Origin of the sequence: Jannaschia rubra (assembly GCF_001403735.1) — a bacterium.
Classification (GTDB): domain Bacteria; phylum Pseudomonadota; class Alphaproteobacteria; order Rhodobacterales; family Rhodobacteraceae; genus Jannaschia; species Jannaschia rubra.
The window spans coordinates 1-19,268 of the sequence record NZ_CXPG01000023.1 but is presented as its reverse complement, the minus strand read 5'-3'; the positions used below and the strand labels follow the sequence as shown (position 1 = coordinate 19,268).

The 19,268-nt window shown below is 71.3% G+C and carries 18 protein-coding genes; 15 read left to right on the top strand and 3 right to left on the bottom strand.

What is annotated here, in order from left to right; translation table 11 throughout:
* The 15 genes from crtI to JAN5088_RS18980 all read left to right on the top strand — a co-directional run bounded on the left by crtI (window position 1) and on the right by JAN5088_RS18980 (window position 18,159).
* Complete coding sequence (gene crtI / locus JAN5088_RS16565) at window positions 1-1,542, top strand: phytoene desaturase family protein (RefSeq protein ID WP_055683952.1); 1,542 nt, start codon at window positions 1-3, stop codon at window positions 1,540-1,542.
* Window positions 1,539-3,056 (top strand): phytoene desaturase family protein, encoded by a 1,518-nt coding sequence (locus tag JAN5088_RS16560; RefSeq protein ID WP_055683951.1) that lies wholly within the window; start codon window positions 1,539-1,541, stop codon window positions 3,054-3,056. Before crtI ends, JAN5088_RS16560 begins: the two co-directional genes overlap by 4 nt.
* Window positions 3,053-3,829 carry a lysophospholipid acyltransferase family protein gene (locus JAN5088_RS16555; RefSeq protein WP_233489832.1) on the top strand — a complete coding sequence of 259 codons (777 nt, stop codon included), beginning with the start codon at window positions 3,053-3,055 and terminating at the stop codon, window positions 3,827-3,829. Before JAN5088_RS16560 ends, JAN5088_RS16555 begins: the two co-directional genes overlap by 4 nt.
* Window positions 3,826-4,962, top strand: coding sequence for a glycosyltransferase family A protein (locus tag JAN5088_RS16550; RefSeq protein ID WP_082430079.1), 1,137 nt, complete (start codon window positions 3,826-3,828; stop codon window positions 4,960-4,962). Before JAN5088_RS16555 ends, JAN5088_RS16550 begins: the two co-directional genes overlap by 4 nt.
* Window positions 4,959-6,317 carry an aldehyde dehydrogenase family protein gene (locus tag JAN5088_RS16545; RefSeq protein ID WP_055683950.1) on the top strand — a complete coding sequence of 453 codons (1,359 nt, stop codon included), beginning with the start codon at window positions 4,959-4,961 and terminating at the stop codon, window positions 6,315-6,317. The genes JAN5088_RS16550 and JAN5088_RS16545 overlap by 4 nt, the downstream gene beginning before the upstream one ends.
* Before the next feature lie 125 nt (window positions 6,318-6,442).
* Window positions 6,443-7,525 (top strand): hypothetical protein, encoded by a 1,083-nt coding sequence (locus JAN5088_RS16540; protein ID WP_055683949.1) that lies wholly within the window; start codon window positions 6,443-6,445, stop codon window positions 7,523-7,525.
* A gap of 49 nt (window positions 7,526-7,574) precedes the next feature.
* On the top strand, window positions 7,575-8,666 hold the full coding sequence (locus tag JAN5088_RS16535) for a carbohydrate ABC transporter permease (protein ID WP_055683948.1): 1,092 nt from the start codon (window positions 7,575-7,577) through the stop codon (window positions 8,664-8,666).
* On the top strand, window positions 8,663-9,586 hold the full coding sequence (locus tag JAN5088_RS16530) for a carbohydrate ABC transporter permease (RefSeq protein WP_055683947.1): 924 nt from the start codon (window positions 8,663-8,665) through the stop codon (window positions 9,584-9,586). The genes JAN5088_RS16535 and JAN5088_RS16530 overlap by 4 nt, the downstream gene beginning before the upstream one ends.
* An 11-nt stretch (window positions 9,587-9,597) precedes the next feature.
* Window positions 9,598-10,623 (top strand): aldo/keto reductase, encoded by a 1,026-nt coding sequence (locus JAN5088_RS16525; protein ID WP_143114935.1) that lies wholly within the window; start codon window positions 9,598-9,600, stop codon window positions 10,621-10,623.
* Between the two features lie 10 nt (window positions 10,624-10,633).
* The gene (locus JAN5088_RS16520) at window positions 10,634-11,455 is read left to right on the top strand and encodes an amidohydrolase family protein (protein WP_055683946.1); all 822 of its coding nucleotides are present in this window, start codon (window positions 10,634-10,636) and stop codon (window positions 11,453-11,455) included.
* A gap of 70 nt (window positions 11,456-11,525) precedes the next feature.
* Window positions 11,526-12,518 (top strand): HlyD family secretion protein, encoded by a 993-nt coding sequence (locus JAN5088_RS16515; RefSeq protein WP_055683945.1) that lies wholly within the window; start codon window positions 11,526-11,528, stop codon window positions 12,516-12,518.
* A gap of 4 nt (window positions 12,519-12,522) precedes the next feature.
* A complete protein-coding gene (gene rbbA, locus JAN5088_RS16510) occupies window positions 12,523-15,237 on the top strand; it encodes a ribosome-associated ATPase/putative transporter RbbA (RefSeq protein WP_055683944.1) in 2,715 nt (904 codons plus the stop codon).
* A complete protein-coding gene (locus JAN5088_RS16505) occupies window positions 15,237-16,355 on the top strand; it encodes an ABC transporter permease (protein ID WP_055683943.1) in 1,119 nt (372 codons plus the stop codon). The genes rbbA and JAN5088_RS16505 overlap by 1 nt, the downstream gene beginning before the upstream one ends.
* A gap of 422 nt (window positions 16,356-16,777) precedes the next feature.
* On the top strand, window positions 16,778-17,947 hold the full coding sequence (locus JAN5088_RS16500) for a M10 family metallopeptidase C-terminal domain-containing protein (protein WP_055683942.1): 1,170 nt from the start codon (window positions 16,778-16,780) through the stop codon (window positions 17,945-17,947).
* A 56-nt stretch (window positions 17,948-18,003) separates the two neighbouring features.
* Entirely contained in the window at window positions 18,004-18,159 is a 156-nt protein-coding gene (locus JAN5088_RS18980; RefSeq protein WP_158448506.1) for a hypothetical protein, read from the top strand.
* Here the strand turns inward: JAN5088_RS18980 and JAN5088_RS16495 are convergent.
* From JAN5088_RS16495 to JAN5088_RS18975, 3 genes are all read right to left on the bottom strand, one after another.
* On the bottom strand, window positions 18,132-18,509 hold the full coding sequence (locus JAN5088_RS16495) for a type II toxin-antitoxin system VapC family toxin (protein WP_055683941.1): 378 nt from the start codon (window positions 18,507-18,509) through the stop codon (window positions 18,132-18,134). The genes JAN5088_RS18980 and JAN5088_RS16495 overlap by 28 nt on opposite strands.
* The gene (locus JAN5088_RS16490) at window positions 18,506-18,739 is read right to left on the bottom strand and encodes a type II toxin-antitoxin system Phd/YefM family antitoxin (protein ID WP_055683940.1); all 234 of its coding nucleotides are present in this window, start codon (window positions 18,737-18,739) and stop codon (window positions 18,506-18,508) included. The genes JAN5088_RS16495 and JAN5088_RS16490 overlap by 4 nt, the downstream gene beginning before the upstream one ends.
* Window positions 18,740-18,775: 36 nt before the next feature.
* Window positions 18,776-19,268 (bottom strand): ATP-binding protein (locus JAN5088_RS18975; protein ID WP_055683939.1); only part of this gene is annotated, 493 nt, incomplete at its 5' end.

Genomic DNA, 19,268 nt, shown 5'->3' with positions numbered 1-19,268 from the left:
ATGATGAACGATCCGGTGGGACGTCGCGCCGTGGTGATCGGGGCCGGTCCGGGTGGGCTCGCCTCCGCCATGCTGTTGCGCGCGGCGGGGGCCGATGTGACCGTGCTGGAGCGGTCGGACCGCGTGGGCGGGCGCACCGCCGGGTTCACGCAGGACGGCTTCACCTTCGACTACGGTCCGACCTTCTATCTCTATCCCCAGGTCCTGCGCGAGATCTTCGCCGCCTGCGGGCGCGACCTCGACGCAGAGGTCGACCTGCGCCGTCTCGACCCGATGTACCGGTTGCAGTTCGACGACGGCCGCACCTTCGACGCGACCGCCGACATCGACCGCCTGACGGCCGAGGCCGCGCGCCTGTCGCCCGAAGACGCGCCGAACGTGCGCCGCTATCTTGAAACCAACGCGACCAAGTTCGACAGCTTCATCCCGATCCTGCAACGCCCCTTTCTGGGTCTGGGCGACCTGATGCGGCGCGACATGCTGGCCGCCCTGCCGAACCTGCGCCCCTGGTCCAGCGTGGACACCGACCTGAAGCGCTGGTTCCGCGACCCCGACCTGCGGCTCGCCTTCAGCTTCCAGTCGAAATATCTCGGCATGTCGCCGTTCAAGTGCCCGTCGCTGTTCACCATCATCGCCCATGTCGAATACGGCCACGGCGTGTTTCATCCCATCGGCGGCTGCAACGCCATTCCGCAGGCGATGGCCCGGATCGCGACCGAGATGGGCGTCGACATCCGCCTGTCGGAGCCGGCGGAGGAGATCGGCTTCGACGGCCGGCGCGCGACCTCGGTGCGCACGAAAACGGGCACGATCCCGGCGGATGCCGTGGTCGTGAACGGCGACTTCGCCGGCACGATCCCCAGCCTCATCCCCGATGCCCGGCGCAAGCGCTGGACCGATGCCAGGATCGCCGCCAAGAAGTACTCCTGCTCGACCTTCATGCTGTATCTCGGCATCGAGGGGCGGCTTGACGATCTGGCCCATCACACGATCTTCATGTCCGACGACTATCAGGAGAACATCCGCGAGATCGACGCGGGCCTCGCTCCCGAGGAACCCACGATCTACGTCCAGAACGCGGGCGTGACCGACCCGACGCTGGCGCCGGAGGGGCATTCGACGCTCTACATCCTCGTGCCCACCGGCAACCTCTCGGGCAAGGTGGACTGGCCCGCCATCGCCCCCGCCTACCGCGAGAAGGTGCTCGACCGCGTGTCGCGCCTGTCGGGCCACGACATCCGGCCGCGCATCCGGACGGAGCGGATGCTGACCCCCGCCGACTGGCAGGCGCAGATGGGCATCCACCGCGGCGCGACCTTCAACCTGGCGCACAACCTGGGGCAGATGCTCCACTTCCGCCCGCGCAACCGGTTCGAGGACGTGGACGGCGTCTATCTGACGGGGGGCGGCACGCATCCGGGGTCGGGCCTGCCCACGATCTTCGAAAGCGCCAAGATCGCCGCGCGGCTGGCGGGCGACGACATGGGGCTCGACCCCGCTGACTATGCGATACCCGACAGGGAAAGGGAGGCTGCGGAATGAGCGACGTCGGCATCATCGGCGCGGGGCTGGGCGGTCTGGCCGCCGCCTGCACGCTGGCCGCGCGGGGCCACAAGGTCACGCTTCTGGAGCGGAACGACTGGCTGGGCGGCAAGGCCGCGCTGCACGAGGATCGGGGCTTCCGCTTCGACATGGGCCCCACCATCCTGACCATGCCCCGCGTGCTGGAGCGCGTGTTCGCCGAGGCCGGGCGCGACATGGCCGACTATCTCGACCTGCGGCGCCTCGACCCGCAGTGGCGCTGCTTCTACGACGACGGCACCGTCCTCGACCTGCGCGACGACATGGCCGCCTCCCGTGCAGAGATCGCGAAGCTGGCCCCCGACGCGGCCGAAGGCTTCGACCGCTTCATGGCCGTGGCCTCGCGCCTGTCGGACGTCTCCGACAGGTTCTTCTTCTGGAAGTCGGTGGAAGACCTGCGCGACACGATGGACCTCAAGCAGAACATGACGCTCGACACGCTGCGCGACGTCATGGCGCTCCGGATGCACCGCACCGTCGCGGGCCAGATCAAGCGCGACATCTCCGACAAACGCGTGGCGCAGATGCTGGAGCACTTCATCCAGTATGTCGGCTCCTCCCCCCTCGCCTCGCCCGCCGTCCTCTGCGGCATCGCGCAGATGCAATTGGGCGAGGGCGTCTGGTATCCCATGGGCGGCACCCGCGCCGTCCCCCTCGCGCTGACGCGGCTGGCGGAGGAGCTGGGCGTGGACATCCGCACCGGCGCGGACGTCACCGCGATCGAGACCGAGGGCCGCCGCGCCACCGCGGTGGTCGCGGGGGGCGAGCGGATGGCCTTCGACCGTGTCGTCAGCAACATGGATTCGGTCCGCACCTACCGCGACCTGATCGGCGGCGACGTCTGGCGCGATTTCGCGAGGGGCCGCAAGCGGGAGCCCGCGTGCTCCGGCGTCGTGCTCTACCTCGGGCTCGACCGCGCCTACGACCACCTCGCGCATCACAACTTCGTCTTCTCGCGCGACCCGGAGGAGGAGTTCGGCGCCATCTACGACGAGGGGCGCCCGGCCCCCGACCCGACCGCCTATGTCGCCGCCCCCGCCCGCACCGAGCCGGATGTGGCGCCCGAGGGGGGCGAGGCGCTCTATGTCCTCGTCCACACCCCCTACCTGCATCCGGGGCAGGACTGGTCCAAGATGCTGCCCGACTACCGCCGCACCATCCTCGACAAGCTGGGGCGCAGCGCGGGGATGGAGGATATCGAGAGCCGCATCGTCACCGAGCGCGTCCTGACGCCGCAGGACATCCACGACCGCTACAACGTCCTCGACGGCGCGATCTACGGGCTGGCGAGCCACGGCAAGGTGCTGGGCGCCTTCAAGCCGGGCAACCGCTCGCGGCAGGTGCGCGGCCTCTACCTGGCCGGCGGGTCGGCGCATCCGGGGCCGGGGATGCCCATGGCCCTCATGTCCGGGTGGATCGCCGCCGACAGCCTCGACGGCGACGCGCGGGGGAACGCCCGCGTGGCGGCGGAGTGACCGGGCCCGCGGGCGATCCGGTCGCGCTGCGCTCGCCCGCGATGGTGCGGTTCTTCGACGGCGTGATGCAGCGTCAGATGCGCCGCGCCTTCCGCGCCGTCCGCGTGGCAGAGCCGGGGCTTCCCGCGCTGCCGGACGACCGCCCGGTCGTCTTCTTCTCCAACCACCCCTCCTGGTGGGATCCGGCGTTCTACATCGTCCTCTCCGCCGCCCTTTTGCCGGGCCGGTGCAGCTTCGGCCCGATGGAGGCGCGGGCGCTGGAGCGGTACCGCTTCATGCGCCGCATCGGCATCTTCGGGATCGAGCCGGGCACCACCTCGGGCGCCGCGCGCCTGCTGCGCGTGGGCGGCCACATCCTGTCGGACCCGGCGCATGTCCTCTGGCTGACCGCGCAGGGCCATTTCGCCGACCCGCGCACGCCGGTCGAACTGCAACGCGGCCTGTCCCGCCTGCTGTCGCGCGCGCCGCAGGCGCTGGCCGTTCCCGTGGCCCTCGAATACCCCTTCTGGTCCGAGAAACGCCCCGAGGCACTCGCGGCCTTCGGCGACGCCATACCGGCGGCCGAGGCGACGCACGAACGCCTCGAACAGGCGCTTCAGGACACCGCAAATGCGCTGGCCGCGCGCGCGAAGGCCCGGTCCCCCGCCGCCTTCGATACCATCCTCGGCGGGCGCGTCGGGGTGGGGGGCATCTACGGCGGCTGGTCGCGCCTTCGCGCGCGCATCCGGGGTCGCTCCTACCGCCCCGAACACCTGCCGGAGTCGGGCGAATGACCGCCGTCGTCCTGACCGTCCTGGCGTTCGTCGCCTTCGGGCTGGCCGTGCTCTACGCAGCGGTGACGCTGGCGAACCTGTCGATCTTCCGCGCGCCCGAAGGGTCCCCCGACGGCACCCCCCGCATCTCCATCCTCATCCCCGCGCGCGACGAGGCCGCGAACATGCCCGCGGCCATCGACGCGGCGCTCGCGCAGACCGGCGTGACGGTGGAACTCGTCGTCCTCGACGACGGCTCCACCGACGCGACCGCCGCCATCGTGGCCGACCGTGCCGCCCGCGACCCCCGCGTCCGGCTGGCGCAGGGCGCGCCCCTGCCGGACGGCTGGAACGGCAAGCAGCACGCCTGCCACCAGCTTTCCCAGCACGCGCGCCACGAGACGTTCCTCTTCGTCGATGCCGACGTCCGCCTGGCCCCGGACGCCGCCGCGCGCCTTTGCGCCCATCTCGACCGCCGGGGCCTCGACCTCGTGTCGGGCTTCCCGCACCAGATCACCCGCACCCTGATCGAAAAGGTCGCGATCCCCCAGATCCTCGTCGTCCTCCTGGGCTACCTGCCGCTCTGGATGGCGCGACGCTCCGACGCGCCCGCCTTCGCCGCCGGTTGCGGCCAGCTCCTGATGGTGCGCGCCGGGGCTTACGGGCGCGCCGGCGGCCATGCCCGCTTCGCGCACCTCATGCACGACGGGCTGAACATGCCGCGCAACGTCCGCCGCGCGGGCGGCTCCACCGACATCGTCGATGCGACGCCGCTCGCCTCCTGCCGGATGTACGACAACTGGGCCGACATCCGCTCCGGCTTCACCAAGAACGCGACCGAAGGCATGGCCAAACCCGTGGCCCTGCCCGTCTGGACCGTGCTGCTCGGGGGGGGGCACATCCTGCCCTGGCTCCTGCTGCCCGCCGCGGGGGCCGCGGGGGCCGGATGGGCCGCCGCGCTCTCGGCCCTCGCCATCGCGCTGGTCCTGTCGGCCCGCGCGGTGCTGGCCCTGCGGGTGCGGCAATCCTGGCTGTCGGTCCTGTTGCATCCGGCGGGCGTCGCCCTCACCCTCGCGATCCAGTGGTCCGCCCTCATCGGCGCGCGGCGCGGGCGGCAGGCGGTCTGGCGCGGACGGAGGTACGATTTCCAATGACGGATCCCGCAATCCCCTTCGCCACCCTGCGCGCGGCCTTCTCGCTCGACGCGGTGCCGCCGGTGTCCGCCCGGATCGACCGCCTGCGCGCGCTCTCCACCGCCCTTTCGGACCGCCACGACGAAGTGGCCCGCACCGTGTCGCAGGACTTCGGCCACCGCTCCGCCATGGAAACGGGCGTGGCCGAGATCGCCTTCACGCGTGAGGCCATCCGCCACCTGACCCGCCGCCTGCCCGGTTGGGCCAAGCCACACCGCTCCCGCGTCCTGCGCCCCCTGCCCGCCCGGACCGAGGTCTGGCGCGAACCAAAGGGCGTCGCGGGCATCCTCTCGCCCTGGAACTACCCGGTGCAACTGGCGCTCGTGCCGCTCGCCACCGCCATCGCCGCAGGCAACCGCGCCTTGCTCAAGCCGTCGGAGCGGACGCCCGCCACCTCCGACCTGCTGGCGCGGATCGTGGCCGAGGTCTTCCCCCCGGACGAGGCGACGGTCGTCACCGGCGGCCCCGACGTCGCCCGCGCCGTCTCCGCCCTGCCCTTCGATCACCTGTTCTTCACCGGCTCCACCGCGACGGGGCGGCTGGTGGCGCAGGCGGCGGCGGAAAACCTCACGCCCGTGACGCTCGAACTCGGCGGCAAGAGCCCCTGCATCATGATGCCCGACGCCGACCCCGACACCCACGCCCCCCTCGCGGGCTGGGGCAAGTGGTTCAGCGCCGGGCAGACCTGCGTGGCGCCCGACTACCTCCTCGTGCCGCGCGGCACGGCAGACCGCTGGGCCCGGGCGATGCTCGACGTCGCGCGGGGCTTTCTCGAGAACCCCGACGACTACACCGCGCTCATCGACGCGGACCACGGCGACCGCCTGCGCGACATGCTGGCCGAGGGGGGCGAGGTGCGCGCCCTCGACACCGACCTGCCCGGCCGGATGGCGCCCGCCGTCGTCCTGAACCCGCCCGAGGGCGGCCGCCTGATGACCGAGGAGATCTTCGGCCCCGTCCTGCCGATCCTCGAATACGACAGCCCCGACGACGCGGTGGCGCAGGTGAACGCCGGCCAACCGCCCCTCGCCCTCTATGCCTTCGGTCGGGATGCCGGGCAGGCCCGCGCGCTCGTCGCCCGCATCCGGTCGGGCGGGGCCACGATCAACGGCACGATCCTGCATCTCGCCGCGCACGACCTGCCCTTCGGCGGGATCGGCACCTCCGGCATGGGCGCCTATCACGGCGACCGGGGGCTGGCGGAGTTCAGCCACGAACGCGGGGTGATGACCGTGGCCTCCGGCCGCTGGACGCGCCTCCTCGTCCCGCCCTATTCCACCCTCGCCCGCCGCGCCATCGAACGCCTGGCCCGCTGAGGCCGCAGGCGCGATTCGCGCGCCGCGACCGCCCGAAGTTTCCCTTGGGTCAACGGCTTGCCGGAAGCCGGCCGGAAAAGGCGCGTTTCGTGGTATGATGGCCCGGCACCACGCAGGAATCCGCCATGCTCCGCATCCTCCGCCACCTCGGGTTCGGCGCGCTTGCCGCGCTGTGTCCGACCGCGCCCGCCGCCGCCGATGTCTACGACGTCGATGCCCTCAACTGCGGCCAGCTCGCCTGCGCCGCCGTCTATCAGGGCGAGGGCGTCGACCACCGGCAACTGGTGGTCGAGATCACCTCCGCCACCGGCGGCCTCGCCACGCCGAAGTTCCGCTGGATCTACGACTCCCCGCCCGGTGCCTTCGGGTCGGTCACGCTCTGGATCGACGCGCACCTGGCCCAGCGGGTCGGCGGGTCGGCCGGCGTGACCCTGTCGGAGACAGATTTCGCCACCCTGATGTACTGGGGCCCGGTGCTGGTCGACGGGATGGAACAGGCGTTCAACTCGCCCGACACGCACCACCTGGGGTTCTATCCGACACAGGCCGAATGGCTCGCCACCGTGGCCGAGGCCGAGGCCGCCATCCCCCAGTCCATCCACGACTGGGACGCGGCGAACGACCCCGACGACGACGGCGGGACCGGCACCGGCGGCGCGCAGGAACATGCCGTGGGCGGCCTCGTCCCCGTCCTGAACTGCGTCTCCCACCCCTCGGCGCCCAACTGCCCCGGCATCGACATCGACGCGACCCCGGTGCCCGGCCGGGCCGCCGCGGCGCCCCTTCTGGCGCAGGTGAACCGCGACCGGCGCATCGCCGTCCTGAGCCTGACCGCGCGCCCCGACGCCGTGGCCTCCGGCCCCTCGTGCAGCGAGACGGCGCTGATGAACCGCCCCACGCTGGAGGCCTGCAAGGAACGCTGCGACGACTGCGAGGAGATGCTGGAGTCGTTCAACAACTTCAACGCCACCTATCTCTGCGGCGCGGGCCTGCTGACCGCGGGCCTCACCCTCGGGCCGGAGACCTTCGGCGTCTCGTCCCTCGGAGCGCTGCTGCTGGAGGCCGCGGGCGCGGGCGGCATCTGCGGGCAGGCCGCGGTCTTCGCCACCGCGGCGCAGCGCGACATGCTCAACGAGCGGTGCAAGGAACGCTGCGAGCTGTTCTGGGACGCGGATGCCGAAGGCGGGGGCACCGGCGGGGCGGACTGACGCTCCAAACCGGCTAGGCAGACCGGCACCCGCCCGCTAACGTCGCGCCATGGCGCTGCACATCGTGACCGAAGACCGCATCACTCCCGCCCGCCTGCTCGCCGGGCGGGCGATGGTCTGGGGCGGGCTCGCGCTCCTCCTCGGCGTCGCGGCGCTGCAGTGGCTCGACCAGGCGGGGCGCATCGACGCGGGGTTCCGCGACTGGCGGCCGACGCTCTATGCCTTCGCGGCCTTCGCCACGCTTCTGTGCTGGTCGCAGGTGGTGCGGCGGGGCGAGATGGGGAAACGCGCGCTTTTCGTCCTTCCCGCCGCGATCTTCGTGGGCGCGATGGTCGTCTTCCCCCTGATCTTCGGCATCGGCATCGCGCTCAGCGACTGGAACCTGGCCTCCCCCACGGGGCGGCAATTCAACGGGCTCGACAACCTGCGGCAGGCCTGGAACGACCCGTTCTACCTCAACGCGCTCCTCAACATGGTCTGGTACATCGCCGCCATCGCGGTCGAATACGTCATCGCCTTCGGCCTCGCCCTCCTCCTCAACGCGCAGATCAGGGGGCGCAAGTTCTTCCGCGTGGCCTTCCTGCTGCCGCTGATGCTGTCGCCCGTGGCCGTCTCCTGGATGGTCGGCAAGTCCATGTTCGAGCCGCGCTTCGGTCCCATGGCCCGCCTCGCGCGCAGCCTCGGCTGGGACACGCCCAGCTTCTTCGGCTCGCCCGAGATCGCACGCGCGATGATCATGGTCATGGACGCCTGGACCTACATCCCCTTCATGATGATCATGCTTCTGGCCGGCCTCCAGGCCGTCCCGCGGGAGTTGTCGGAGGCCGCCCGCGTCGATGGCGCCACCCCCTGGCGCCGCTTCTGGGAAGTCACCTTTCCCCTGATGCTGCCGGTCTCGATCACCGCCATCCTCATCCGCATCATCTTCAAGCTGAAGCTCGCGGATATCGTCATCAACATCACCGCGGGCGGGCCGGGGGGCGCCACCGACACCGTGACCAGCTTCATCTTCCGCGAATACCGCGACCGCAGCAACGTGGGCTACGGCACGATGCTGGCCTTCATCTACCTCGTGCTGATCGTCGTCGCCATGACCGGGGCGATGAAGCTCACCGATCGCTGGACCCGGCCGCACGGATGACCGACGGGCCGCAGATCTTCCGCGACCACGCCGTCGACCGCGCCTTCCGGCCGGGGTTCGTCCTGGGGCGCGCGGGCATCTACGCGCTCCTCATCCTCTGGGCCGTGGTCTGCCTGTTCCCGATCTACTGGACCGTCACCACCAGCTTCAAGGCCGCGCCCGACGTGATGCAGGGCAACATGATCCCCTGGGTCGATTTCGAACCCAAGCGCCTCGGCTGGCGCGCGCTCGGCCTCTCGCCCGACACCATCGGGCAGGTCAGCACGGTGCGCGACGAATTCCTCAAGCGCTTCTGGAACTCGGTCATCGTCTCGGTCTCGGCATCGGTGCTCGCGACCGCGCTCGGGGCGATGGCGGCCTACGGCCTGTCGCGCTTCGACTACCGCTTCGGGCCGATGCGGAACGGCGACATCGGGTTCTTCTTCCTGTCGCAGCTCATCCTGCCGCCCGTCGTCCTCGCCCTGCCCTTCCTCGTCCTCTACAAATCGCTTAACCTGCTCGACAGCCGGATCGGCCTCATCCTCCTCTATACCCTCACCGTCCTGCCCATCGTCATCTGGATCATGCGCGACCAGTTCGGCGCCATTCCGACCGAGCTGGAGGAGGCGGCGATGGTCGACGGCCTCGGCATCTGGGGCGCCTTCCTGACCATCGTGCTGCCCATCGCGGCGCCGGGCATGGTCGCGGCCTTCATCCTGTCGCTGGTGCTGACGTGGAACGAATATTTCTTCGCGGCCCTCCTGACCTCGACCCACGCCAACACCCTGCCCGTCATGGTGGCCAGCCAGACCGGGTCGCAGGGGATCAGTTGGTGGTCCATGGCCGCGTTGTCGTTCGCCGCGATCCTGCCGCTCATCCTGATCGGGATCGTGCTGGAACGCTACATCATCAAGGGAATGGCCGCGGGCGCGGTGAAGTAGGGGGGCGGGCGATGGCACTGGCGACGCGACACTGGGACAGGCTGGGGAACGGCGGGCTGACCTTCACCGAACTGGGCTTCGGCACGGCACCCCTGGGCAACCTCTACCGCGCGATTTCGGACGACGACGCCGACGCCATCCTCGACCGGGCGTGGCAGGCGGGGGTGCGGTATTACGACACCGCGCCGCTCTACGGCATGGGGCTTTCGGAAACACGCCTCAACCGCTTCCTGCGGGACAAGCCGCGGGGTGACTATGTTCTCTCGACCAAGGTCGGCCGCATCCTGCGCCCCGCCACCGCCGACACCCGCGACGGGATCGGCAAATGGTTCGACGTTCCCAACCGGCGCGAAATCTACGACTACAGCCACGACGGCATCCTGCGCTCCCTCGATGCCAGTTTCGAGCGTCTGGGCGTCGACCGCATCGACGTTCTGTTCGTCCACGACATCGACGTCCCCAATCAGGGCAGCCGCGCCAACGTCGATGCCAAGGTCGATCAACTCATGGCCGGCGGCTATCACGCGCTGGAACGGCTGCGCGGCGAAGGCGCCATCGCGGCCTTCGGCGCGGGCGTCAACGAATGGCAGGTCTGCGAACAACTCGCCCGGCGCGGCGACTTCGACCTGTTCCTCCTCGCCGGCCGCTACACCCTGCTGGAGCAGGAGGCGCTGACCTCCTTCCTGCCGCTGGCCGAGGCGCGCGGCATCGGCATCGTCACCGGCGGGCCCTACAACTCCGGCATCCTCGCCACCGGCGCACGGCCCGGCGCCTTCTACGACTACGACACCGCGCCGCAGCCCATCCTCGACCGCGTGGCCGCGATCGAACGTGTCTGCGACAGCCACGGCGTTCGCCTCGTCGATGCCGCCTTCCGCTTTCCGCTCCTGCACCCCTGCACCGTCTCGGTCATCCCCGGCGGGCAGGGCGTGGCCGAGATGGAAAGCAACCTCCGCGCCGCCACCGCCGACATTCCCGCCGCCCTCTGGTCCGACCTCAAGGCCGAGGGGCTGATGCGCGAGGATGCCCCCACATGAAGCCCCTGACATGAAGATCGACGCCCACCACCACCTCTGGCAGCCCCTCCGCGGCGACTACGACTGGATGCCGGAGGAGGAGCCGCTGTTGAACCGCCCCTATGCCCCCGCCGACCTCGCGCCCCATCTGGCCGCGCACGGCATCGACCGCACGGTCCTCGTGCAGGCCGCGCCCACGGTGGCGGAAACCGACTACATGCTGGGGCTGGCCGATGCGACGCCCTGGGTCGCGGGCGTCGTGGGCTGGGTCGATTTCGACGACGCGGGCGACCGCGCGACCCTCGACCGGCTGGCCCGGCATCCGGCGTTTCGCGGCGTCCGCCCGATGATCCAGGACATCCCCGACCCCGACTGGATGCTGGGCGCGTCGGTGCAATGGGGCTTCGCCGCCATCGCGGACATGGACCTGACCTTCGACGCGCTCGGCTTTCCCCGCCACCTCGACAACTTCCGCCGCCTGCTCGACCGCCACCCGATGCGGACCGTCATCGACCACGCGATGAAGCCCGGCATCCGGGGCGGCGACCTGACCGACTGGGCCGCCAACATGACCCGCCTCGCGCGTGAGACCGACGCGCGGGTCAAGCTCTCGGGCCTCGTGACCGAGGCGGGGCCGGACTGGACGGTCGACGACCTGCGCCCGGTGGCGGAGCATCTCCTGGCCGAGTTCGGGCCCTCGCGCATCATGTGGGGATCGGACTGGCCCGTCTGCCGCCTGCGCGCGTCCTATGACGACTGGCTGGCCGCGGCGGAAACGCTGACCGCCGACCTCGTCCCGGCCGAACGCGCGATGGTCTTCGGCGGCACGGCGGCGGAATTCTACCGCCTTTGACCCCGATCAATGCGGGCCCGCCCCGGCGCGCCAGTCTGGACCCCGAACCGAATCGACGGCCGGAGGCACCATGTCCCGAAGAACGCTCATCATCGGCGGCATCGTCCTGCTCCTCGCGCTCGGCGGCGGCGCCTGGTGGTGGCTCACCCGCCCGGAGGTCGGCCCCGCCGCCTTCGCCACCGGCAACGGCAGGGTCGAGGCCGACCTGATCGACGTCGCATCGCAGATCGCGGGCCGCATCGCGGAGATCTCGGCGGACGAAGGCGACCTCGTGGCGGCGGGCGACGTCCTCGCGCGCATCGACACCGACACGCTGGAGGCGCAGCTCGCCCGTGCCGAGGCCGACGTCGCCCGCGCCGAGAGCGAGATCCAGCAGGCCCGCGCCATGATCGACCAGCGCGACGCCGCCCGCGACCTGGCCCAGACCGAATACGACCGGGCCGAGACCCTGCGCACCCGCAACGTCGGCACCGAGGAAGCCGTCGACCGCGCCCGGTCGGAGCTGTCCTCCGCCGCCGCCGGGGCCGATGCCGCCCGCGCCAGCCTCACCGCCGCGCAGCGCGCCGCCGACGCCGCCCGCGCCCAGGCGCGTGAGATCCAGAGCCGGATCGACGACGCCACCCTGACCGCGCCGGTGCAGGGCCGCGTCCTCTACCGCCTGGCCCAGCCGGGCGAGGTCATCGCCGCCGGCGGCCGCGTCGTGACGCTGGTGGACCTGTCGCGCGTCTACATGGAGGTGTTTTTGCCCACCGAACAGACCGCTCGCCTGGCCTTGGGCGCGGAGGCGCGCATAAGGCTCGACGGGCTGGGCCTCGTGCTTCCCGCCACCGTCAGCTTCGTCTCGCCCGAGGCGCAGTTCACCCCCGAACACGTCGAGACGCAGGACGTGCGCGCCGACCTCATGTTCCGCGTCCGCCTGCGCGTGCCCCAGCAACTGATCGAGGACAACATCGCCTACGTGAAGACGGGGATGCGCGGCACCGCCACCGTGCGGCTCGCCGGGTCCGACGCGCCCTGGCCCGCCGACCTCGCCCCGACGCCCCCGCCCGTTCGGGCCGACTGACCCCGTGGCCGCCCCCGTCGTCCAGGTCCGCGACGTGATCCACCGCTACGGCGACACGCTGGCTGTGGACGGCGTCACGCTCGACGTGCCGCCGGGGCGCATCGTCGGGCTGGTGGGGCCTGACGGGGCCGGGAAATCCACGCTCATGGGCCTCGTCGCGGGTGCCCGCCGGATGCAGGAGGGCGAGATCGAGGTTCTCGGCGGCTCGCTCCGCGACGCGCGGCACCGCTCCGCGGTCTTCCCCCGCATCGCCTACATGCCGCAGGGGCTGGGCCAGAACCTCTACATGACGCTGTCGGTGATGGAGAACCTGCGCTTCTTCGGCCGCCTCTTCGGCCTGCGCGACGCCGACAGCCGCGCGCGCATCGACGCGCTGCTGCGCGCCACCCGGCTCGACCCTTTCGCCGACCGCCCGGCGGGCAAGCTCTCGGGGGGCATGAAGCAGAAGCTGGGCCTCTGCTGCGCGCTGATCCACGACCCCGACCTCCTGATCCTGGATGAGCCCACCACCGGCGTCGATCCCCTGTCGCGGCGGCAGTTCTGGACCCTGATCGACGCCATCCGCGACAGCCGCCCCGACATGGGCGTCCTCGTCTCGACCGCCTACATGGACGAGGCGGGGCGCTTCGACACCCTCCATGCCATGTGGCACGGCCGCGTCCTGGGCCGGGGCAGCGCCGAGGAGCTTCGCAAGCGGACGGGCGAGGAGACGCTGGAGCGTGCCTTCACCGCCCTCCTGCCCGACGGGGCGCGCGACGACCGCCCGCCCCTGACCATGCCGCCCCGGCCCGACCACGGCGGCGAGACCGCCATCGCCGCCCGCGACCTGACCCGCCGCTTCGGCGATTTCACCGCCGTCGATACGGTCAGCTTCGACATTCCCCGGGGCGAGATCTACGGCTTCATCGGCTCGAACGGCTCGGGCAAGACCACGACGATGAAGATGCTGACCGGCCTTATGCCCGCGACCGAAGGCGACGTGTCGCTCTTCGGGCAGCCGGTCGACGCCACCGACATCGGCGGCCGCGCGCGCGTGGGCTACATGTCGCAGGCCTTCTCGCTCTACGGCGACATGACCGTGCGCGAGAACCTCGCCCTCCACGCCCGGCTGTTCCGCCTCGACGCGCGGCAGACGCGCGACCGCATCGCCGACCTGCTCGACCGGTTCGACCTGTCCGATCATGCCGACGCGGGGGCGGGCGACCTGCCGCTCGGGCTGCGCCAGCGGCTGTCGCTCGCCGTGGCCGTCATCCACCGACCCGAGGTCCTGATCCTGGACGAACCCACCTCGGGCGTGGACCCGATGGCGCGCGACGCCTTCTGGCGCATCCTCGCCGGGCTGTCGCGCGACGACGGGGTGACGATCTTCGTCTCGACCCACTTCATGTCCGAGGCCGCGCTCTGCGACCGCATGGCGCTGATGCACGCGGGAAAGGTCCTCGACGAAGGCCCCCCGGCCGAAATCGCCGCCCGTCACGGCGACGGCGACCTGGAGGCGGCCTTCATCGCCCTCATCGAACAGGCCGACGGCGGCGGGGCCGAGGCGGCGGCCCGCGCCGCGCGCGGCATCGAGATGGGCCCCGCCGGGCAGGATACCCGCAGCGGCGCCTCCGCCGCGCTGACCCGCGCGCTGGCCTACGCCGGGCGCGAGACGGTCGAGATCCTGCGCGACCCCATCCGCCTCGTCTTCGCCTTCGGCGGCACGGTCATCCTCATGCTGATCTTCGCCTTCGGCATCTCGATGGACGTGGAGGACATGAAGTTCGCCGTCCTCGACCAGGACCGCAGCCCCGAAAGCCGCGCCTACCTCCAGACCTTCGAGGCCTCGCCCTACTTCCTGCCCATGCCCCCCGTGGCCGATACCGACGCGCTGGTCCGGCGGCTCCGGGCGGGCGACACGACCATGGTTCTCGACATCCCGCCCGACTTCGGCCGCGCCATCCGCCAGGGCCGCCCGGTCGAGGCGCAGGCCTGGATCGACGGCGCCAACACGCAGCGCGCGGGCATCGTCGAAGGCTACGTCCGGGGCGGGCATCAAAGCTACCTCGCCGAAGGCGCGCGCCCCGGCGCGGGCGGCGTCGACGTGCAGACCCGCTGGCGCTACAACCCCACGGTGGACAGCATCTATGCCATCGCGCCCTCGGTCCCCGCGATGCTCCTGATGATGTTTCCCGCGATCCTCATGGCCATCTCCGTCGCGCGCGAGCGCGAGATCGGCACCATCACCAACTTCCACGTCACCCCCACCCGCCGGGTCGAGTTCATGGGCGGCAAGCAGCTTCCCTACCTCGGGATCGGCCTCGTGAACTTCGCGCTGATGACGGCGATGGCGGTCTTCCTCTTCGGCGTCCCCCTCACCGGCAGCCTGTCGGTGCTGACGCTGGCAGCGGTTCTCTACCTGCTGGCGTCCACCGGCTTCGGGCTCCTCGTGTCGGTCTTCACGACCACGCAGGTCGCGGCGGTCTTCGCCACCATGGTCATCTCGATGATGCCCACGGTCATCTTCTCGGGCATGATGCAGCCGGTCGAGACGCTCGAAGGCGGCGCCCGCCTCATCGGCTCGGCCTGGCCCACGCGCTACTACATGCAGACCAGCGTCGGCGCCTTCACCAAGGGGCTGGGCTGGGACGGGCTGGCGCACAATCTTCTCTGGATCGCGGTCTTCATCCCCGTCTTCATCGCCCCCGCGCTGCTCCTGCTGAAAAAGCAGGAGGCATGATGCGACGCGCGCTCGGCAATATCTGGTGGCTCGCCCGCAAGGAGATCCTGGGCATCCTCCGCGACGTCCTGCTGCTGGGCCTCGTGGTCTATGCCTTCGGGCCGGGCATCTACCTGCAATCGAACGCCGCGGGCGAATCGGTGAACAACGCCGCCGTGGCCTTCGTCGACAACGACCGCTCCGCCCTGTCGCGCGCCATGCAGGACGCGCTGCACGGCCCCTGGTTCCAGCGCCCCGACCTGATCGAGGGCAGCGAGATCGACGCGGCGATGGACGCCGACCTCTATACCTTCGTCGTCGTGGTGCCGCGCGGGCTCGAATCCGACTTGCGGCGGGGCCGCGCGGCGGTGGTGCAGCTCAACGTCGACGCCACCGACGTGTCGCAGGCCTCCGTGGGGGCGGGCTACGTCGAATCGATCCTGCTGCGCGCCGTGCGCGACACGCTGGGCGGCACCCTGCCCGCGCCGCAGGTTGACCTCGTGGTGCACCGCGCCTTCAACCCCAACGGCAACAACACCTGGTTCGAGGCCGTGTCGGGCCTCCTCAACTGGCTCACCATCCTCACCATCATCCTGACCGGCGCGGCGCTGATCCGCGAACGCGAACACGGCACCATCGGCCACCTGCTCGTGATGCCCATCACCCCCTTCGACATCGCCATGGCCAAGGTGCTGTCGAACGCGGCGGTGGTCTTCGCGGCCTTCATCCTGTCGCTGGTGCTGGTGGTGCAGATGGCGCTCGGCGTGCCGGTCGCGGGGTCGGTGCCGCTCCTGCTGTCGGGCACCTTCGTCTATCTGTTCGCCGCCGCCGCCGTGGGGGTGCTTCTGGCCACGGTGGCGCGCACCATGTCGCAGTTCGCGCTTCTGGTCATCATCACCGTCCTGCCCATGATGATCCTCTCGGGCGGCATGAGCCCCGTGGAAAGCCAGCCCCAGTGGCTGCAATACCTGACCTGGTTCCTGCCCTCGCGGCACTACATGGCCTTCGCCGAAGGGGTGGTCTACCGCGGCGCGGGCCTGTCCATCGTCTGGCCGGAGTTCCTGCTCGTCGCCGTCCTCGGCGCGGCCTTCCTCGGCGTCGCGCTCGCGCTGTTCCGCCGGTCCGTGGCCTCCGCCTGACCTGTCCCGCAAGGGGTCCGCGGCGCACCGGGCGGCACACCGCCCGTAATCGCCCCCTCCGCCCCATGCCGCAGCGCGGAAAGACGCCCGTTTCGCCCCCCGGCGGCGCCCCGCCTTCGACCGGCGCCCGGCCGCGCGCCGCGCACCCCCCGCCCCGCGATCCGGCGCCGGAAACCCCCCGCTCCGGCCACGCCCGTTCCGCCCCCCTGCGCCCCGGCGCAGGGTCCGCCCCACGATGCGCCTTCCCGGTGCGCCGGCCCACCCTGCCCCCGTCAGGCGACAGCATGACACCGATCCTTTCCCCTCACCCTCCTCACGCTGCGTAGTGCCATGCCCCGACACGGACCTGACCGAAGACATGATGGACCGCTTCGCCTGGAGGCCCGTCGCCTGTCTCGATCGACTCGAAAAGGAATGATCCCATGCCCGATACCCACAACCATGCCGGCGACGACCGGCTCTCCGCCCCCGGCGGTCCGCTCGGCCTCGACGGCATCGCCGACTACCTCCGCACCGGCACCGACCCGGCGCGGCAGTTCGACACCGGCCCCGACGACGCGATCGGCGTCGACCTCACCGCGCTGACCGGCGACGGCCATCGCCTCGCGCGGGAGGCGCTGGAAAGCTGGACCGACGTGACCGGCATCGACTTCGTCGAAACCCGCGGCGACGCGCAGATCGCCTTCGACGACGACGAGGACGGCGCCTTCGCCTCCTGGTCCACCCGGGGGGGTGAGATCACCGGCGCGGAGGTCAACGTCGGCACCGACACGCTCGCCCGCTACGGCACCGACGTCGACAGCCAAGGCTACCGACTCTACGTCCACGAAATCGGCCATGCCCTGGGGCTGGGCCACGGCGGACCCTACGACGGCGCGGCCGACTATCCCCGCGATGCCGCCTATGCGAACGACAGCTGGCAGGCCTCGGTCATGTCCTACTTCTCGCAGACCGCAAACACCTTCGTCGACGCGAGCTTCGGCTACACCACCACGCCCATGCCCGCCGACGTGATCGCGGTGCAGGACATGTACGGCGCGGCCACCGACACGCGCACGGGCGACACCACCTACGGCTTCGGCGACACCACGGGCGAGGCGCGGCTCGACTTCACGCGGTTCGACAACCCCGTCGCCCTGACGCTGGTGGATTCGGGGGGCCGCGACAGCCTGAACCTCACGGGCTATTCCGACGATCAGGTGATCGACCTCAACCCGCTGACCTATTCCGACGTGGGCGGCGGCCGGGGCAACCTCTCGATCGCGCGCGGCACCGCCATCGAGGACGCCCTGGGCGGCAGCGGCGACGACGTGTTGGTCGGCAACGGTGGCGACAACACCCTGACCGGCGGCGCGGGCGACGATACCTTCGTCTTCGCCCGGGGCGGCTTCGGCGACGACGTCGTCACGGATTTCGAGACCGGCGCCGACAGGCTGGCCTTCGACGGCGGCGTGGCGCTCGACGACCTGGCGGCCGAGGATACCGAGGGTGGCGCGCTGCTGACCGCAAACGACGACGGCGCCTCGATCCTGCTCGCCGGCCTCAGCGTGGCGGACCTGACCGCCGCGGCGAACGACGGCCTGTTCGCCTGACGATCCCGGGGGGCGCCGTGCCGCGCCCCCCTGCCTGCCCCATGGGACGTGCCCGCATGAAGTGGATCGACATCCTCCTGCTCGCGCTCCTCGCGCCCAGCCTCGGCCACGTCGCCTGCAAGGACCGGCTCGCCGTCCTCGCTCCGCCCGCGGTGGTCGCGGGCGACGCCCTGCCCGTCCAGCCTCATCCCGCGAAAAGGGCCACGTCATAGCGGGCGATCTGGGCGTCGGCGCTCATCAGCACCATCCCCTCCACCCGCGCCTGCGCGATCAGCATCCGGTCGAAAGGGTCGGCGTGCAGCCGCGGCAACCCCTCCACCGCCCGCGCATGGGCCCAGGTGATCGGCAGGGGCGACACCCCGGCGCCGCGCACCGCTTCCCACAACTCCGGCGGCACGCGCAGCTTGCCCAGCCCGGTCTTGATCGCCACCTCCCAGACCGACACCGCGCTGACGTGCAGCGCATGGGCCCCGTCCGACAGCGCGTCGCGGCAGGCGGGCGTCAGGCGCGGGTCGTCCAGCACGCTCCAGAGCACGATCTGCGTGTCGAGAAGCAGCCTCATGCGCCGAAGGCGGCGGCGATCTCGGCATCCATCTCGGCATCCTCGGCGTCGCTCGGCAGGGTGAACCGCCCCTTCAGACACCCCACCAGCGCCCCCTGCCCCACCGGTGCGGGCGCCACCAGCCGCGCCACGGGCCGGCCATAGCGCGTCAGCTCGATCTCCTCGCCCGCCTCGGCGCGGCGGATCAGGTCGGCGAAATGGGCCTTGGCGTCGGCCACGTTGATCTGCATGGGGCGGCCCTCCGAAGTGTTGGTCAACAACATAGGTCAGGACGCCCCGCCGTTCAAGCGCCGCGGCAGGTTCTCGACCCGCACGCCGGGCAGCGCGGCGCGCGCCATGTCGACCAGATGCCGGTGGTGCGTGAACAGGATCGCCTGCCCCCGTCCGCCCAACTCGCCCAGCATGTCCAGCGTCGCCCGCGCCCGCGTGTCGTCGAAGGTCTCGGCCACGTCGTCCAGAATGAAGGGCAGCGGCCCGGCCTGTGCCACGAACCCCGCGTGCCCGGCCAGCCGCAGCGCCAGGTAGATCTGCCCCCGCGTCCCCGTGGACAGCCCGTCGATCCGGACCCGCCGCCCGTCGCCGATGGCCCAAAGCTCCTCGCCGCCCCGCTCGCCCGGTTCGGTCTCCAGCCGCGTCCAGGCGCCGCCGGTCAGCCGGGCGAAGGCCGTCTCGGCCGCCGCGATCATCTCGCCCCGCCGCTCCTCCTGCATCCGGCGCAGCGCGCGGCGCGCGGCCATCCCGCCCAGCATCAGCGCCGCC

What these genes read in the sequence shown, in the direction of transcription:
- JAN5088_RS16540 (WP_055683949.1), top strand. Translation starts at nt 6,443, where the DNA reads ATGCTCCGCATCCTCCGCCACCTCGGGTTCGGCGCGCTTGCCGCGCTG.
- JAN5088_RS16535 (WP_055683948.1), top strand. Translation starts at nt 7,575, where the DNA reads ATGGCGCTGCACATCGTGACCGAAGACCGCATCACTCCCGCCCGCCTG.
- JAN5088_RS16525 (WP_143114935.1), top strand. Translation starts at nt 9,598, where the DNA reads ATGGCACTGGCGACGCGACACTGGGACAGGCTGGGGAACGGCGGGCTG.
- JAN5088_RS16515 (WP_055683945.1), top strand. Translation starts at nt 11,526, where the DNA reads ATGTCCCGAAGAACGCTCATCATCGGCGGCATCGTCCTGCTCCTCGCG.
- JAN5088_RS16520 (WP_055683946.1), top strand. Translation starts at nt 10,634, where the DNA reads ATGAAGATCGACGCCCACCACCACCTCTGGCAGCCCCTCCGCGGCGAC.
- JAN5088_RS16495 (WP_055683941.1), bottom strand. Translation starts at nt 18,509, where the DNA reads ATGAGGCTGCTTCTCGACACGCAGATCGTGCTCTGGAGCGTGCTGGAC.
- JAN5088_RS16490 (WP_055683940.1), bottom strand. Translation starts at nt 18,739, where the DNA reads ATGCAGATCAACGTGGCCGACGCCAAGGCCCATTTCGCCGACCTGATC.
- JAN5088_RS16530 (WP_055683947.1), top strand. Translation starts at nt 8,663, where the DNA reads ATGACCGACGGGCCGCAGATCTTCCGCGACCACGCCGTCGACCGCGCC.
- JAN5088_RS16500 (WP_055683942.1), top strand. Translation starts at nt 16,778, where the DNA reads ATGCCCGATACCCACAACCATGCCGGCGACGACCGGCTCTCCGCCCCC.
- JAN5088_RS16545 (WP_055683950.1), top strand. Translation starts at nt 4,959, where the DNA reads ATGACGGATCCCGCAATCCCCTTCGCCACCCTGCGCGCGGCCTTCTCG.
- JAN5088_RS18980 (WP_158448506.1), top strand. Translation starts at nt 18,004, where the DNA reads ATGAAGTGGATCGACATCCTCCTGCTCGCGCTCCTCGCGCCCAGCCTC.
- JAN5088_RS16505 (WP_055683943.1), top strand. Translation starts at nt 15,237, where the DNA reads ATGCGACGCGCGCTCGGCAATATCTGGTGGCTCGCCCGCAAGGAGATC.
- JAN5088_RS16550 (WP_082430079.1), top strand. Translation starts at nt 3,826, where the DNA reads ATGACCGCCGTCGTCCTGACCGTCCTGGCGTTCGTCGCCTTCGGGCTG.
- crtI (WP_055683952.1), top strand. Translation starts at nt 1, where the DNA reads ATGATGAACGATCCGGTGGGACGTCGCGCCGTGGTGATCGGGGCCGGT.
- JAN5088_RS16560 (WP_055683951.1), top strand. Translation starts at nt 1,539, where the DNA reads ATGAGCGACGTCGGCATCATCGGCGCGGGGCTGGGCGGTCTGGCCGCC.